The organism is Massilia scottii, from assembly GCF_030846495.1.
GTDB lineage: Bacteria > Pseudomonadota > Gammaproteobacteria > Burkholderiales > Burkholderiaceae_D > Telluria_A > Telluria_A violaceinigra.
This window is the reverse complement of sequence record NZ_JAVCWM010000003.1, coordinates 252,183-268,349: the sequence shown is the minus strand read 5'-3', so window position 1 is coordinate 268,349 and position 16,167 is coordinate 252,183. Positions and strand designations below refer to the sequence as shown.

14 protein-coding genes and 1 tRNA gene are annotated in these 16,167 nt (G+C 63.5%); 5 read left to right on the top strand and 10 right to left on the bottom strand.

Annotated features, from left to right (window positions below):
- Nucleotides 1-25 precede the first annotated feature (25 nt).
- From RBA41_RS05395 to RBA41_RS05385, 3 genes are all read right to left on the bottom strand, one after another.
- Nucleotides 26-484, bottom strand: coding sequence for a CsgE family curli-type amyloid fiber assembly protein (locus RBA41_RS05395; RefSeq protein WP_306621786.1), 459 nt, complete (start codon nucleotides 482-484; stop codon nucleotides 26-28).
- Between the two features lie 457 nt (nucleotides 485-941).
- A complete protein-coding gene (locus RBA41_RS05390; RefSeq protein WP_306621784.1) occupies nucleotides 942-1,976 on the bottom strand; it encodes a PEP-CTERM sorting domain-containing protein in 1,035 nt (344 codons plus the stop codon).
- A 1,194-nt stretch (nucleotides 1,977-3,170) separates the two neighbouring features.
- Nucleotides 3,171-3,257: transfer RNA gene (locus RBA41_RS05385), tRNA-Leu, on the bottom strand.
- Between the two features lie 147 nt (nucleotides 3,258-3,404).
- Between RBA41_RS05385 and RBA41_RS05380 the strand changes: the two genes are divergently transcribed.
- From RBA41_RS05380 to RBA41_RS05360, 5 genes are all read left to right on the top strand, one after another.
- The gene (locus RBA41_RS05380) at nucleotides 3,405-3,632 is read left to right on the top strand and encodes a hypothetical protein (protein ID WP_306621782.1); all 228 of its coding nucleotides are present in this window, start codon (nucleotides 3,405-3,407) and stop codon (nucleotides 3,630-3,632) included.
- Between the two features lie 76 nt (nucleotides 3,633-3,708).
- Entirely contained in the window at nucleotides 3,709-4,443 is a 735-nt protein-coding gene (locus RBA41_RS05375) for an APC family permease (protein WP_306621780.1), read from the top strand.
- Nucleotides 4,395-4,898, top strand: a complete 504-nt coding sequence (locus tag RBA41_RS05370; RefSeq protein WP_306621778.1) for an adenine nucleotide alpha hydrolase family protein — start codon at nucleotides 4,395-4,397, stop codon at nucleotides 4,896-4,898. The genes RBA41_RS05375 and RBA41_RS05370 overlap by 49 nt, the downstream gene beginning before the upstream one ends.
- Before the next feature lie 22 nt (nucleotides 4,899-4,920).
- Complete coding sequence (locus RBA41_RS05365; protein ID WP_306621776.1) at nucleotides 4,921-5,187, top strand: hypothetical protein; 267 nt, start codon at nucleotides 4,921-4,923, stop codon at nucleotides 5,185-5,187.
- Between the two features lie 91 nt (nucleotides 5,188-5,278).
- The gene (locus RBA41_RS05360; RefSeq protein ID WP_306621774.1) at nucleotides 5,279-6,343 is read left to right on the top strand and encodes a DUF418 domain-containing protein; all 1,065 of its coding nucleotides are present in this window, start codon (nucleotides 5,279-5,281) and stop codon (nucleotides 6,341-6,343) included.
- A 42-nt stretch (nucleotides 6,344-6,385) separates the two neighbouring features.
- Here RBA41_RS05360 and RBA41_RS05355 read toward each other — a convergent pair whose 3' ends face one another.
- The 7 genes from RBA41_RS05355 to hutC form a co-directional block, all read right to left on the bottom strand.
- Nucleotides 6,386-8,107, bottom strand: a complete 1,722-nt coding sequence (locus RBA41_RS05355) for an ArnT family glycosyltransferase (RefSeq protein ID WP_306621771.1) — start codon at nucleotides 8,105-8,107, stop codon at nucleotides 6,386-6,388.
- A gap of 91 nt (nucleotides 8,108-8,198) precedes the next feature.
- Nucleotides 8,199-8,468 (bottom strand): type B 50S ribosomal protein L31, encoded by a 270-nt coding sequence (locus RBA41_RS05350; protein WP_054268338.1) that lies wholly within the window; start codon nucleotides 8,466-8,468, stop codon nucleotides 8,199-8,201.
- Nucleotides 8,469-8,714: 246 nt separating this feature from the next.
- Nucleotides 8,715-9,977, bottom strand: coding sequence for a transcription termination factor Rho (gene rho, locus RBA41_RS05345; RefSeq protein ID WP_054268339.1), 1,263 nt, complete (start codon nucleotides 9,975-9,977; stop codon nucleotides 8,715-8,717).
- 143 nt (nucleotides 9,978-10,120) lie between these two features.
- The gene (gene trxA / locus RBA41_RS05340) at nucleotides 10,121-10,447 is read right to left on the bottom strand and encodes a thioredoxin TrxA (RefSeq protein ID WP_099875075.1); all 327 of its coding nucleotides are present in this window, start codon (nucleotides 10,445-10,447) and stop codon (nucleotides 10,121-10,123) included.
- Nucleotides 10,448-10,751: 304 nt separating this feature from the next.
- Nucleotides 10,752-11,234, bottom strand: coding sequence for a response regulator (locus RBA41_RS05335; protein WP_306621767.1), 483 nt, complete (start codon nucleotides 11,232-11,234; stop codon nucleotides 10,752-10,754).
- A gap of 108 nt (nucleotides 11,235-11,342) precedes the next feature.
- A complete protein-coding gene (locus RBA41_RS05330; RefSeq protein ID WP_306621765.1) occupies nucleotides 11,343-15,191 on the bottom strand; it encodes an ABC transporter substrate-binding protein in 3,849 nt (1,282 codons plus the stop codon).
- Nucleotides 15,192-15,329: 138 nt separating this feature from the next.
- Nucleotides 15,330-16,049, bottom strand: a complete 720-nt coding sequence (gene hutC / locus RBA41_RS05325) for a histidine utilization transcriptional repressor HutC (protein ID WP_306621763.1) — start codon at nucleotides 16,047-16,049, stop codon at nucleotides 15,330-15,332.
- Between the last annotated feature and the right edge of the window lie 118 nt (nucleotides 16,050-16,167).

The following is a 16,167-nucleotide window of genomic DNA, read 5'->3' as shown; positions in this document are numbered from 1 at the left end:
TTGACAGAGGCAGCGTTGAACAAACTCAGAATTCGTCGGGCGCGAGGTCGGCGTCGATGATGCTCTGGCGCTCAGCATCGGCTTGCAACACCGCCTGGTACGTTCTTTCGGCGGCGTCTTCGCTGAGCGATTTGATCGCCCCCCGGGCGGTCGGCAGGCGCGTTTCGAACACGCGGCGCTGGGCGAAGTCGATCCGCACTTCGCTGCCGCGGCGTGCCGACGGACGTTCGACGATGGCGAGGGTGTAGCGTTCGCTGCCTTCTTTTTCGCGCCACGCGGCGATGAAGTACTGGCAAAAATCGTGGCCGGCAACGGTGACAGCCTGGCTCGTGACGACGCCGCTGTCGGTATCTAAGGCGAGCATGCGCCCTGCGTTACCGAGCTTGTCCGGCGCGTCTTGCGGGCTCGTCTGGCTGGCGGTTGCGCTGAGCCCGCATCCGAGCGAGAGCGCGCAGATGGCGAGTAGGGTGGTGGTCGGGGACATACGGCCTCGCGGTTTGTTGTTATTGTTGTGGCCTGAAACGCAGTGACAGATGAGCAGATGAGATGAGTTTATCGAGGGCGACCTGGCCGTCTTTGATGGTTGTCAAAAAATTCAAGGTCGGGATTTCAAGCGCTTCGGCTGGCTAAAGATCAAAGCGGGTGGACGGAACGGTGATAGGAGCGGGAGCGGTTCCCCCAAAAAAAGCGCTGCCTTTTCAGGTCAGCGCGCTGGACAGGCAGAGTGGAGGAGAAGCACGGACGACACGTCGATCAGGCAGCAGACGTCTGTGCGGATCGGGTACCGGTCACTGGCGGATCATGCGTGACCGAGGCCATCGTCAGGTCGCGGATTGGGCGGGTGCGCCAAGGCAGCGTCAATGCAAGTGTCAAGGCAGGGATCAGGTACGCGCCGCAATGCGCCCTTCGGCGCACAGATCACGGCGCGCATCCGGGGTGCATCAGGGTGTAGGCCGGCGCCTGCGCACGCAGTACAAGCCGAACAGCGACAACGTGACCAGCGCGAGCGTGCCCGGTTCCGGCACGTCGTTCCGGTCCGGTACTGCCGCGCCCGCGATGAGGAAGATATCGCCATAGCCTCCCGTGTCACATGGACCGAGCGGTTTGCCATCGGCCAGTGTTGGGCCGGAGGTTTTGCCGCCGGTGCCGAAGCAACCCATCCACACCTGCACCGACATGGTGTCGTAGCCTGCGCCTTCGAGTCCTTTCAGATCGAGGCTGGGGATGTAATTGATAAATTCCACGGCGTTCGATGCCTGGTTGGTGTTGATCAGCTGGCCGCCCGAGGGGCATTGGCTGCCATCGGGCGAGGGGTAGGAGGTGGTGCTGCTGACCACGCAGATCGCACCGACGGTCAGTGCAAAGTCGGTCGAACCTGGTGTCGTGACGCCGCTGCCGTTGAAGGTTTTTGTCGACTGAAACAGCGACGGGTCCTTGAAGATATCTAGCAGATCGAGCTGTTGCGTTTCAAAATATTTGTTGGCCAGATTGCCCTCGGTATCGCGTATCGTCACCAGCGCCCAGATCGGCAGACTGGCCGTTGCGTTCTGCGGATTATTGAAGTCGAAGGCGATCATCATCTGGTGGTAGTCGCCGTCGAAGGTCAGCTTGCTGTTCAGTGTGGCCAGGCCCATGTCCCAGCTGAACGCCGTGTCGTTGGCCAGTGCGCCATGATTGGTGGGGTCGTTCTGGTCGCCTGTGAAAAAATAGTCCTTCGTGCCGCCATTGATGGTTTTGAATCCATCTTCCGACGGTAGCGCGGCATCGCCGTTGGCCAGGGTGGCGCCGCCGTTCGATGCGACCACAATCGCATTGTGCAGGGCGCCCTGCGCCGCGCTGAAGGTGTAATCGCCCGTGAATCCGGTGCTGCCGCCTGCGGACAGATAGTTAAGTACGCCCGTCGAACATGAAACGAAATTGCCGTACGTCGCGCATGCGGAGTTGGGTGTGGGATAGGTGCTGGAATAGCTTGGCAACGGTCCTGCCAAGGACGCATTTGAAGCGATGCCAGCCATCCCCAGCAACGCAAATGCAATGCAACGACGTGTGATCGAGTTCATTTTGGCCATCCCCCATGTGATTGTTCTTATCGTAAGGATGAGCATGGAACGTGCCAGTTTCGTAACTGCTTGTTTTTATTCAGTGGATAAAAAATATTGCATATCAGGTGTAAAGAATTCCGACAGGTAAGTAATATTTGCAAATAGAAATGTTTAACTTATTGTTAATCGCAAGGATTATTTCAGCTTGATTTTTTAATAACTGGTGAGCAGCCGGAAGGGAATGGAATGCTGCCGGTACGCGGGCTTCAAGCTGGGCAGGCACCGGCGATGGTGGGCGGAGAACGCCAGGTTGGCCTTGCGCCGGGCTGGCGCTGGTGAGAGGCAGGAGGCGAGCGCTATCGCATTGCCGCCTGTCTCGCTCCCAAGAATAAAGCCGGAACCCTCTTCAGGGATCCGGCTTTGGCATGTGCACCGGAGGCGTCCGGCTACGGCGCGCTGATCGCCGCAATATCGGCCACCGTGCCCCATGCGCGTGAATGAATGCGCTCCCCACCACTGTTGGGCGAACTCGCGGTCAAACGCCGGCAAGATCGACTTTTGAATCGTGGTGCCGTTCAATACCGGGAAGCGCGATTTGAAACTCGCTTCGTCGGGGGCGTGCGGTGGATATTCTTGATCGTGGCAGTCATCAGGTAGACCGATTTGTCAGCGTTGAGCGCAGCATTGGCAGTACCCGAGAACGGCATCTTGGTTTGTGTGGCGCAGCCGGTCAACAGGAAAAATGTGGCAACTGCAGCAGTGTTAATAAATTTGGAAAAGACGCTTACCTTAAATGTGATCGAATACGAATTACCAGGAGGAATAACTTTTTTCGCGGTTGCGATGCCCTCTTACTTATTGCCGATTTTCAATATTCCCCTGCAATGTGTTGTAAATACCGGATGCGGGATGGCGTGCGCACGGCGCAAGACAGGTCGTCGAACCGCGCCGCGATCGTGCGGCGTCACTGGCTGGCATGGGGCTGAGGTGCGGAACGTGAACACCATGCGCGATCCGACAGACCGGCGACGTAGCGTCAGGCGTATGAAAAGTGTGGGATATTTGATGCAAGCTCAGTGCGAGGCAACTGGCCGGGGAGTCTTGATGCGCATACGCGCTTGAATTCATTGGTGCCGGGAGCCGGAATCGAACCGGCACGCTGTTTCCAGCGCGGGATTTTGAGTCCCGTGCGTCTACCTATTCCGCCATCCCGGCAACGCGACCCGCATTATGGCTGATTTGCCCGGTTCAGGCAACTCTTTCGCGTTTTGCGCGGCCGGCTGCCATGACGCCAGCCCGGCGAACGGCGCATGATCTCGTCTACCTTGGGCTACCACGCCGTCCGCACGGGCCGCGCGCCCGATGAATAACAAGAAGATCCGCGAACTCATACCGGGCAAAGCGCTCGACCCGATGAAAAGCGAAACCCGCCGCTCGATGGCACTGGTCGCCTTCCTGGCCTGGGTCGGACTCGGCGCGGACGGCCTCTCGTCCTCCGCCTACGGCCCGGAAGAAACCTTCCGTGCGCTCGGCGGCCATACCCACCTCGGCCTGTACCTGGTGCTGGCCACCGCCATCACCGCGCGCTGATCCTCGACTATGCGCTCATCATCTGCGCGGCCTGAAGGAAGCGATCCCGATCCTGCTGCCGATCTTCCTCGGCTTCGTGGCCACTCGCCTGGTGCTGATCGTGTACGGTATCGTCGCGCATGCGTCCTACCTGCCGCAGCTGATCCCCACCACCATGATCGAAACGCGCGAACTGGCCAGCAGCATCGGCTGGACCGGCGTGGCGGGCATGCTGCTGCTGGCCTGCTCGCAGGGCGGCGGCACCTGCACCGGCCTCGAAGCGGTGTCGAACAACGTCAACCTGCTGGCCGAACCGCGCGTGCGCACCGGGAAGATGACGATGCTGTACATGGCGCTGTCGCTGGCCTTCACCGCTTCCGGCATCCTCCTCCTGTACCTGCCGTGGGACGCCAGGCAGGTGGCCGGCCGGACCCTCAACGCATCGACCTTCAAGGCCATCATCGACAGCATGGGCCTGGGCGGCCCGCTGCTCAACCAGGTCCTGCCGGTGATCGTGCTCGCGTTCGAGGCCGGTCTGCTGTTCGTGGCCGCCAATACCGGTTTTCCCGGCGGCCCGTCGGTGCTGTCGAACATGGCCGCCGACTCCTGGGTCCCGCACAAATTCCGCTACCTCCCGACGCGCCTGGTGACGCAGAACGGCATCCTCGTGATGGGCATCGCCGCGCCGGCGATCCTGTTCTGGACCGAAGGGAAGGTGACCCTGCTGGTGGTGCTGTATTCGATTTCCGTGTTCCTGACCTTCGCCATTTCGCTGTTCGGCTTGTGCCGCTACTGGTCGAGGTGTTCGCCAACCAGCCCTTCGGTCCCCTGACCGAACCGGTGGAGCCGAAGGCGGATGACCGGAGCGCCGTATTCATCGTCGGTTCCTCGCGCGGCGGCGGCTTGCATGCCTTGCTGTGGGTGCTGCGCATGTTCCCCGGCCACTTCAAGAACTTCCTGTTCGTGAACGCGCGCACGGTCGATTCGCATGCCTGCGGCGGCATCGGCGCGCTTGAAAAAATGCGCGAGGAGGCGGTCGATACGCTCGAATATTTCGTCGATTTCTGCCACAGCCATGGCATGGCCGCGTCGTCGTATATCAGCTTCGGCACCGACGCCGTGGATGAAGTGACCCGGCAGTGCGAAGAGATCAACCGTGAGTATCCGAGTTCGATTTTCTTCACCAGCAAACTGATTTTTGCGACCGATAACTGGTTCACCCGCCTGCTGCACAAGCAGGCCGCGCTGGCGGTGCAGCGCCGCCTGGGGGCAGAAAATGCCGCGTAGGCGTGTCGACGTTGAAAAAGGCTTGTTGAAAAAAGGCTTTCGTCGCCGCGAAGGCGATCATCACTACTATGACTATTTCAATACGCAGGGTAAAAAAACTGCGGTATTCACCAAGACGAGTCACAGCCACACTGAAATTTCTGCCAGCGGGATATCGCTTGTGGCCAAGCAGTGCAAGCTCTCCCGGCAAACGTTCGACATGCTGGTGGATTGCCCTCTCTCGCAACAGGAATACGAAACCCTGTTGATCCTGGGCGGACACGTCAGCCCCGTTACGCCTGTTGAATAGGTCGTCAAGCATAAGCATTGCTGATCGAAACCCCATTTTCAACAAACGCCGATCGGCATGCTACATTGTGATTTTTTCAATGTAGCCATCCATGAAACAGCGTATCGTCGGTCTCGACCTGGCCCGGGCCCTTGCCGTCATCGGCATGGTGGTCGTCAATTTCAAGGTCGTGATGCACGCCAGCGCGGCCGATGCCTCGTGGTGGCTGGCGCTCTTCGATGCGCTCGATGGCCGCGCTTCCGCCATCTTCGTGGTGCTGGCAGGCGTCGGCCTGGCGCTGGTCTCGCAGCGCGCGCGCCAGTCGGGCGACGCTGGCGCGCTGCGCACCGCCCGCGCCGGCATCCTCAAACGCGCCGCCTTCCTGTTCGTCGCCGGCCTGCTGTATGTGCAGGTCTGGCCCGCCGACATCCTCCATTACTACGGCGCCTACATGGTCATCGGCGCGGCCGCGCTGTCATGGCGCACCGGCGCCGTGCTCGCCGCCGCCGCCGCCATGGTGGCCGGCTTTGTTCTGCTGGCCACGAACCTCGACTACGGCAGCGGCTGGAACTGGGAGACACTGGCCTACACCGGCTTCTGGACGCCCGCCGGCTTCGTTCGCAACCTGTTCTTCAACGGCTTTCATCCGGTGTTCCCGTGGGCCGGCTTCCTGTTGCTGGGAATGGCCGCCGGCCGCCTCGACCTGCAATCGTCCGCCGTGCTTTACCGGGTCTTCATGACCGGCCTTGTGATGGGCATCGCGGCCGAATCGGCCATGTTGATTGGCGAATCGCTTGCCGCGCCGGGAACGGGCATCTGGTCGCACCTGTGGTCATCCGGCCCGCTGCCGCCGATGCCGCTGTACTGGATCGCCGCCGCCGGCGACGCCATGGCGGTGATCGCCGCCTGCGTCTGGATCGGCCAGCGCTGGCCTGGCGCGTGGCTGCTGACGCCCCTGGTGCATGCCGGCCAGCTCGCGCTCACGCTCTACATCGCCCACGTCGTCGTCGGCATGGGCGTGCTCGAAGCGCTTGGCCTGCTCAATGGCCGCACGCTCGCCTTTGCGGTCTCCAGCGCGCTGCTGTTCTCGGCCGGCGCGGTGCTGTGCGCGCACCTGTGGCGCCGCCGCTTCGCGCTTGGCCCGGTCGAGTGGCTGATGCGGCGCTGTACCGGGTAAGCGCGTACTCGCTACGCCAGGCCGCCGAACGCCGCGCGAGGTTCAGGGCGCGCGCTGATACAGGCGGAAGCGCTCGTCGCGGTCGGCCGCGCGCCGGCCTTCCCACAGCAGGCGCCACTCGGCACCCGGCGGCGGCTTGGCCAGTTCGCGTTCGTCGTGCACTTTCACGCTGTCCTGCAGCAGGATCAGATCGCACTGGGCCGAGCCCATTTTATCGAACGGCAGCTTGCCGTAAAACGCCAGCGAAGCGCGCTGCGGCGCGCCCACGTTGGAATTGATGCAGCCCGAACCCGGCGGCAGCGAGCTGGCGATCTGGCGCGCCACGCTGGCGTAGCTCTTGCTGTAATTGAAGTCCGGCAGGAACAGCGTCATGAGCAGCACCCACAGCAAGATCAGCCCGCCCGACGACAGCACCACGGCACGCCACAGCACCGCCGGCTGGCGCGAGATGCGCCAGTGGACCAGCGCGATCCAGCCGATGGTGGCGCCGGCGGCGACCACGAACGCCAGCACATCGACTTCGGGCCGGAAGCCCGGCAGCAGCTTGAGCACATTCTTGGCCAGCTGCGCCGGCCAGCCGGTCAGCTTGGCGATCCAGAACAGCCACACGATCGCGCCCAGCATGGTCAGCACCATCACCGAGAACCAGTCGATGGCATTGATGGCGCCGCGTTTCATGGTCGGCAGTCCGAACGCGGCCATGATGGCCAGCGGCGGCAGCAGCTTGAGCAGGTCGCCGTTTTCCGGCAGCGGATCGCACAGGATCAGCAAGGTGAGCGCGCCGACGAAAAACAGCGGCAGCACGATGTGCAGCAGATGGTCCTGGCGGCGCCAGGCGTAAATGGCCCAGCCGGCGAACGGCCAGGCCGGCCAGAAGAACCAGATGCCGACGCGGAAAAAGGTCTTGATCGAGACCCAGCTCGGCAGCCCGATCTGGCGTCCGGTCCAGCCCAGCCAGGCCGCCACGGGATTCAAGCCGTACGGCTGCATCAGGATCGCCGGCAGCACCCAGATCGTCGAGATCAGCACCGCCGTCAGCACCGACAGGCCGAGGTGGCGCAGGGTCGGCGCCAAAGGCACCGACAGGAAACGCGTGCACAGGAACAGGGCCAGCAGCAAGGTCAGCGGCGTGAGCAGGCCGCGCGTGAGCACCAGCGCGCCCAGCGACAAACCGATCAGGACCGCGTTGCGCACCGTCTGCGCTTCCACGTAGCGCACCGCGCGGTACAGGAAATAGGCGACCAGGCCGCCCTGCAGGGTCACGGCCAGGGTTTCGTGGCTGAACATCAGCAGGCCCAGGCAGCCGAGGTAGATCAGCGCGGCCGTATCGGCCAGGGTGCGGCCGTAGTCGTCCGGCTCGGGCTGGCCGCCGAAGGCCAGCCGCAGCGGCTGCGCATCCTGGCGCCGCCCCAGGTGGAAGGCGGTCCACCAGACCGAGGCCGTGCCGGCCAAAAAGATGCCGATGGTCGACATGCGCGCCGCCATCATGTCGCCCATCAGCCAGCCGAACAGCTTGATGCACAGCGCGCCCAGCCAGAAGGCGAGGGGGCCGTCGTCCGCCACCTGCATGCCGGCGATATTCGGCACCAGCCAGTCGCTCACGCCACCGTGGGCCATGGTCCACATGATGCCGAAACTGCCAGCATCATCTTTCCAGTCAGCACGCCCGATCAGGCCGGGCAGGATGTACAGCAGGCCCAGCGCAAACAGGGCCCAGCGCGGGAGGGCGAGGGTGGCGGCGGCGGAAAGACGGACGGGTTTCATCGATAACGGGGGCATCGGGAATGGGGAGAGGACGTAGTATCAACGAAAAAAAAGCAGCCGGGGCTGCTTTTTAGGACTGCATGGCAAAAACTTAGCCGTTTGCAACCGCGGTTTTGGAGCCGACGGCACCAAATTTCTGACGGAACTTCTCGACGCGGCCAGCGGTGTCGACGATTTTGTGCTTGCCGGTGTAGAACGGGTGCGATTCAGCCGATACCTCGATCTTCACCAGTGGGTATTCTGCGCCCTCGTGGGTGATTTTTTCGCGGGTCTGGATGGTCGAACGGGTAACGAATTTGAAATCGCACGACAGGTCGTGGAATACAACGTCGCGGTATTCTGGATGGATATCTTTACGCATGGTCTTGCCTCGGTTAGTTTGGTAGCCAAACTGCACTTCGTCGGTCGTCTTGCCTCGTGACCCGATTGCCGCTCACTTGCCAGGGGTTAAATACTGCAACCGGCGATTATACAGCGCTTTGCCGGCGTGCGCCATAGGGGTCAGACCCCGGTTTTTCTGTTGGGGGTCTGACCCCGGTGTTACCGAAGTTGCCAAAAACGAAAAAAGGACGGCCGCAGCCGTCCTTTCGCGATGCTGTCGGGGGGATCAGCCGCCGCGGCGCATCATGTCGAAGAACTCATTGTTGTTCTTCGTGGCCTTCATCTTGTCGAGGATGAACTCCATCGCTTCGATCTCGTCCATCGAGTACAGCAGCTTGCGCAGGATCCAGATCTTCTGCAGCTGGTCGGCCTTGATCAGCAACTCTTCGCGGCGCGTGCCGGATTTGTTCAGGTTGATCGCAGGGTAGACGCGCTTCTCGGCCAGGCGGCGCTCGAGGTGCACTTCCATGTTGCCGGTGCCCTTGAATTCCTCGTAAATCACGTCATCCATGCGCGAACCGGTTTCGATCAGGGCGGTGGCGATGATGGTCAGCGAGCCGCCTTCCTCGATGTTGCGTGCCGCACCGAAGAAACGCTTCGGACGCTGCAGCGCGTTGGCATCCACACCACCGGTCAGTACCTTGCCCGAGGCAGGAATGACGGTGTTGTAGGCGCGCGCCAGGCGGGTGATCGAGTCGAGCAGGATGATCACGTCCTTTTTCATTTCGACCAGGCGCTTGGCCTTTTCGAGCACCATTTCGGCCACTTGCACGTGGCGCGTGGCTGGTTCGTCGAAGGTCGAGGCAACCACTTCGCCGCGCACCGAGCGCTGCATTTCGGTCACTTCTTCAGGACGTTCGTCGATCAGCAGCACGATCAGGGTGCAGTCCGGATGGTTGGCGGTGATCGCGTGGGCGATGTGCTGCAAAATGACCGATTTGCCCGATTTCGGGGACGCCACCAGCAGGCCGCGCTGGCCCTTGCCGATCGGGGCGATCAGGTCGATGATGCGGCCGGTGATGTTTTCCTGGCCATTCATTTCGCGCTCGAGGCGCAGCGGCTCGTTCGGGTGCAGCGGGGTCAGGTTCTCGAACAGAATGCGGTGCTTGCTCGCTTCCGGAGATTCGCCATTGACCTTGTCGACCTTGACCAGCGCGAAATAGCGCTCGCCATCTTTCGGGGTGCGCACTTCGCCTTCGATCGAATCGCCCGTATGCAGGTTGAAGCGGCGGATTTGCGAAGGCGAGATATAGATATCGTCGGTCGAGGCCATGTAGCTGGCATCGGGCGAGCGCAGGAAGCCGAAGCCGTCCGGCAGCACTTCGAGAGCGCCGTCGCCAAAAATCTGTTCGCCCGATTTCGCGCGCTTCTTGAGAATGGCGAACATCAGTTCTTGTTTGCGCAGGCGGGCTGCGTTGTCGATATCGAGGCCAATCGCCATCTCCAACAGAGCGGAGACGTGCATGGCCTTCAGTTCAGATAAGTGCATGAGTTGAGTCCCGTGACGGGAAGTAAAGGTAGGGGAGGGAACTGCGTGGGTTAATCATCTGGGAAGAAATCAGTCGAGGCCAAACGCTTCCCGGCCGGACAAGACGGCAGCGCGGGCGCGCTGCGGTCACGTTGTACTACGTCTTAAATATTGCTGTCGATGAAGGAGGTCAACTGACCCTTCGTCACCATGCCGATTTTCTTGGCCGCTACAACGCCATTCTTGAACAGAATCAGGGTCGGAATGCCGCGGATCTCGAACTTCGGCGGAATGCCCTGGTTGGCGTCCACATCCATCTTGGCGATGACCAGCTTGCCTTCGTATTCCTTGGCGACTTCTTCCAGGATCGGAGCGATGGCCTTGCACGGACCGCACCACTCGGCCCAGAAATCGACCAGCACCGGACGGTCCGACTTGAGGACATCCGCTTCAAAAGATGCATCGCTAACGTGTTTAATATTTTCGCTCATGTTTTCCTCTAAATGAGGTAGGGGGTCAATAACGCCTGGGGGATAAGCCGACCCTGCTTCGGGGAACCTCGAACCACCTGCCGCGCGGCGCACTATTCGTCCTGCGAGGCTCGCCGTACCTTGGTACGGCTGCGCTTCTCGAACAAATCTTGCGCCGCTCGCGACGGTTTTCGAAGTCCCCTTCGGTATCGCCAGCCAGTTTCCTTTTTCATCTTGCAACACTATGGTGGTGACGGTGTGTGCAAATTCAATATAGGGAAGGGCGGCAGAGGGTGTCAGGCGGGGATTTAGCCGAAATAATAACCTATTTTCCCGAAAGGGGAGAAAGATTGTACGAATTCTCTTGTCCCGGGCTGTTCGACGCCACCAGCGGGGCCAGCGCCGCCTGCAGTTCCTGGGCGCTGATCGGCTTCTTGAAGGCGCCCAGCACGTTCAGTCCGTGCGCCTTGGCCAGCCGCTCGGCCGCCTTGCGCACGCCGCTGTCCATGCCGGAAAGCAGCATCACGCCGCCGCCGAAACCGGCCGCGGCTGCCGCCTGCATGAATTCGATGCCATCCATGTCCGGCATCGACAGGTCGCAGATCAGCAGGCCCGGCGCATCCGACGCCAGGCTGGCCAGGGCGCGCTTGGCGTCCGATTCGGCGCGCACCTCGAAGCTGACGGCGGCGCCGGCCGCGGTGCCGATATCGGCCAGCATGTCGGTCAGCAGTTCCAGCATAAAATGATCGTCGTCCAGCAGCAGCACGCGGATGCGTGGGGCCGGGGCCTTGTTGGCGGGGTCGTCCATGGTTGTCTTTGGCGGCTGTTATTGTCGTTATTGGCGTCACGCGAACTGGCGCATGCCCAGCTATTATCCCGGAGATCGCCCCCGAACGGCAGGTGCGCGCGCGTTTTTTTAGGCGTCGTTGGCAAATGTCGTGTTCTGCATGATCTGCTCGGTGATCCGCGCCAGCAGCGGCCAGAGCTGGGCAACCAGGGCTCTGGCCTCGGCCCGTTCGGTGGCCGGGCTGCCATGGGCCAGGTTTTCCAGGCGCAGGCACAGCTCGCCCATGCCCATCGCCCCCACCGTGCGCGCCGACGACTTGATGCGGTGGCCCAGCTCGCGCACGCGCTGGATGTCGCCGGCCGCCAGCGCCGCTTCCATCTCGTCGAAACCGGCCTGGGTGGTCTGCAGGAACTTGAAGGCGAACTTGCGCACCTTGTCCTGGTTGTAGCTGAGCAGCTTGGCCAGCACCGTCAGGTCGATCACCTCCGGGTCGCCCGCCACCGTGCGAAAGCCGGGCTGGGACGGCGCGGCCGGCGCCGCCACCGCCGCCGGCAGGCGCAGCGGCAGCCAGCGCGCCACCGCGTCGCACAGCACCGTCGGCTGGATCGGCTTGCTGATGAAGTCGTCCATGCCGGCCTGCATGCAGCGCTCGCGGTCCGCGCTGGTGGCGTTGGCCGTCATGGCCAGCACGCGCAGTCCGGCCAGGCGCGGGTCGAGGCGGATCAGGCGCGTGGCCTGCAAGCCGTCCATGACCGGCATCTGCACATCCATCAGCACGCAGTCGAAACTGGCCTTGGCCAGCAGGTCGAGCGCTTCCAGGCCGTTCTGCGCCAGGCACACCACGCAGCCGGCTTCCTCCAGCATTTCGAGGGCGATCTGCTGGTTGAAGATATTGTCCTCCACCAGCAGGATGCGGGCGCCGCGCAGCAGCGCATCCTGGCCGGGCGCGCGCGCGCCGGCCGTGGCGCCATCGGCACCGGCGTGGGCGCCGACGGCGGCCGGATCGAGCTTGCCCACGCGCGCCGTGAACCAGAAGCAGCTGCCGCTGCCCGGATGGCTCTCGACGCCGACGTCGCCCCCCATCAGCTGCGCCAGCTGCTTGCAGATCGCCAGTCCCAGGCCGGTGCCGCCGTACTCGCGCGTGGTCGAGGTGTCGGCCTGCTGGAACGACTGGAACAGCTTGGCCGTCTGCTCCGGCGTGAGGCCGATGCCGTTGTCGCACACCTGGAAGCGCAGCAGGCAGTCGTCGGCGCGGTCGTCGATATTGTCGATCCGGATCGTGATGCTGCCGCTGTCGGAAAACTTGATCGCATTGTGGGTATAGTTGATCAGCACCTGGCCCAGGCGCAGCGGGTCGCCCTGCAGCGCCGGCGGCAGCGCCGGATCGAGCTCGAACACCAGCGCCAGGTCCTTGGTGGCGGCCTTGGGCGCGACCACCGTCGACAGGGTCTGGATCACATGGTCGAGCGTAAAGGCGACCATTTCCACCTCCAGCTTGCCCGCCTCGATCTTGGAAAAGTCGAGGATATCGTCGATGATGCCCAGCAGGTGCTCGCCGGCGAAGCGGATTTTTTCGATGTAGTCGCGCTGGCGCGGATTGAGGTCGGTCTTGAGCGCCAGGTAGGCCATGCCGATCACCCCATTCATGGGCGTGCGGATTTCGTGGCTCATATTGGCCAGGAACTGGCCCTTGGCCATGCTCGCTTCCTCGGCCACCTTCTTGGCCTGGTCCAGCTGCGCGGTGCGCTGCTGCACGCGCTCTTCCAGGTGCTCGTTCAGTTCGCGCAGCTGCTGCTCGGTGCCGATGCTCGCGCTCATATCGACCATCATCGCGATCAGGTACTCGCTCTGGCCCTGCTCATTGCAGACCGGCTTGCGGATGGTGCGCACATGCAGCTCGCGGCCCAGGCGCGCGTTGGACACCGTCTCGACATCGTCGAGCATCACGCCGCCGGCGAAGGCTTCGCGTTCGCGCGCGCTGAGCATGCCGCCGGTGCCCTGTTCGTCCCCGCTCAACTGTGCCAGGGTCAGGCCGAACTGGCTCTCGCAGGCGCTGTTCATGAGCGTCACGCGGCCCTCGGTATCCTTGATGTACAGGCCGATCGGCATCATCTGCAAAATCTCGTGCAGGCGCGCCGCCAGCGCCTTGAGCGTCTGCTCGGCGCGCTGGCGCTCGCTGATGTCGCGCAGCGACACGATGGTCAGCGTATGGCCCTGCAGCTGCATCGGGGTGCGATTGACTTCGGCCGGAAACTGGCTGGCGTCGCGCCGCTGCGCCGTGAGCACCTGGTTGGGCGCGCCCGGCGTGCGCACGCCCGGCGCAAGCTGCTCGGCCGGCATGCCGATCAGGGTCTCGAGCGCATACCCGAAGCTGCTCGCGCACAGATGGTTGGCATGGCGGATGCGGCCGTCGGCGTCGAGCACCAGCATCGCTTCCGGCGACGCTTCGAGCACCGCGCGCACGCGCGCCTCCTCGGCTTGCTTGCGGTCGCCGATATCGGCCATGGTGCCGCTCACGCAGCGGGCGTGCGACTTCGCATCGCGTTCGACCACGATGCCGCGCCCGAGCATCCACTTCCAGCGGCCATCCTTGCAGCGCATGCGAAATTCGCACGCCAGCACGTTGCTGCCGGCCGCCGGCGACCTGAGGCAGGCGGAAAGATCGGCCTTCAGGCGCGCCACGTCCTCCGGGTGCACATGCAGCAGCCAGGCGTTGAAATCGACTCCGAATTCGTCCGGCCCATAGCCCAGCAGCTCCTTGAAGCGCGCCGACAAAGCCAGCTCGCCGCTGTGCTGGACCCACTCCCAGGTGCCATGGCCGGAGCCGTCGAGCGCAAAGCGCAGCAGGTTCTCGCTGCTGGCCAGCTGCGCGCGCGTGGCCGCGAGGACGGTGCGTTCGGTGCGCAGGGTAGCCGCCATGCGCCGCAGGCGCCACAGGGCCGCGCCGGCCACCAGCAGCAGCGCCGCCAGCGCCAGCGCGGCCAGGTAAGCGGGCAGCCCGTGCGTGCGCGGCGCCTGGTACAGGAAGCCATCGAGCGAAAACCCGGCCGGCAGCAGGCCAAGACTGGCGTAGGCGGCCGCGATGGCGCGCCAGCGTTCCGGATTGCTGTAGCCCGGCTCCAGCATGTCCGCTTCCATCAGCGGCACGATGCCGCGCGCCTCGTACAGCAGGTGCTCGCGGCTGAGGCGATGCGGATAGCGCGCCCGGATCAGGTCCACGATGTCGGCCTGGTGCGCCAGCGCATAGCGCCAGCCGCGCAGGGTGGCCGCGCGCATGGCGGCCGCGCGCGCCGGATGCTCGCGCAGTTCGGTCTCGCTGGTAAACAACAGGTCGCCGTAAAAATCGATGCCGGCCGAGCGCGGCGTGAGCATCGTCACGCGGGTGCGCTCGCGTTCGAGCAGGTAAGGCTGGTCGGTGCTGAAGGCCGACATGGCCGCCACCCGGCCGCTGGCCAGGTCGCCCACGTTGTAGCTGTGCCGCACCTGCGCATAGTTGGCCAGCGGCGCCCCGAACTTCTTCATAAAGACCAGCAGCTCCACGCTGTTTGGCGAAATCATCACCGTGCCGGTCGGCGGCAACTGCGGCTGGCCGTCGGCGCCGGCGCGCGCCAGCAGCACCGCCGGCGAATGCTGGAACACCGACGCCAGCACCACCACCGGCTTGCCGCGCCCGCGCGCCACCAGCAGATTCGAATTGGCCACCCCATACTCGGCCGCGCCCGAGGTCACTGCCGACACCGCGTCGTCGCCGCGTTCGGCCTCGCGCAGCGTCACGTCCAGCCCCGCCTCGCGGTAAAAGCCCTGTTCCTGGGCCGCGTAATAGCCGGCGAACTGGAACTGGTGCTGCCACTTGAGCTGCACCACGACTTTTTCCAGCGCCAGCGCGTCCGCGCCCGCCAGCGCCGCCGCCAGCAGTGCGCAGATGCGCAGCCAGCGCAACGCGGCACGGGGGCGGGTGGACAAGGTCGGAAAGGGCATGGCGGGGCCATCGGAAGTGGAGTTAGGCTACCTCCATAGTAGCCATTTTTTGACTCCGGGAATTTACCAAAAGGAATCTTCGCCTATCGTGCGCGCAAAAGTGTCGTATTTCTGCTGTTGCCGAGGGAATCGGCCTGCTCAGCCGACCTTGCCGGTGAACTGATACAGCTGGCCGGGATGCCACATTGTCACGACCGACGCGATTTGTCCGAGGGCGTGCGTCTTGCGCTTGAGCACCAGACAACACTGGCGCGGTCCGATCGCCAGCATCGCGGCGATGTCGCGCGGGGCGGGCAGGGCCTCGATGCTGTAGCTGGCGCTTTGCAGGGGCGCGGCCTTCATCAGGTGCTCGTTGGGCGTGATGGCCGAAAAATCCTGGGCCAGGTAATCGGGCGCGCAAGCCGGATTGACCCAGCGGTCCTCGACCTGGATCGGCACCTCGTTCTCGAAGTGCACGATGACCGAATGAAACAGCGGCTGGCCGGGCGCCAGCTCGAACTGCAGCGCCAGCAGCTCGCTCGCGCGCGCCTTGTCGAGCAGGTGCAGGCTGCTGCGGTGACGGTGGCCGCGGGCGCGGATTTCATCGGCGATGCTGCGGATTTCCACCAGCGTGGCCTGGTACTTCTGCGGCGCCACATAGGTGCCCGAGCCCTGGCGGCGCGTCAGCACCTGCTCGGCGGTCAGCTCGCGCACGGCGCGGTTGACGGTCATGCGCGAGACCCCGAACTGGCGCACCAGGGCCTGCTCGGACGGCACCACATCGCCCTCCTTCCAGCGGCCGGCGGCGATTTCGCCCAGCAGATAATCCTTGATGCGCTGGAAAATCGGCGTCGTGTCTTGCGCAATCTGCTGTTCCAAACTACTCTCCGAAGGCCGGCTTAAACCCTGATTTTAGCACCGTGCTTGCGGCGCCGGATTCAAAAGCAAGCAGCGGGATGACCGCCGGCGCCGGGCCGCCTACGATGGGTGCATGAGA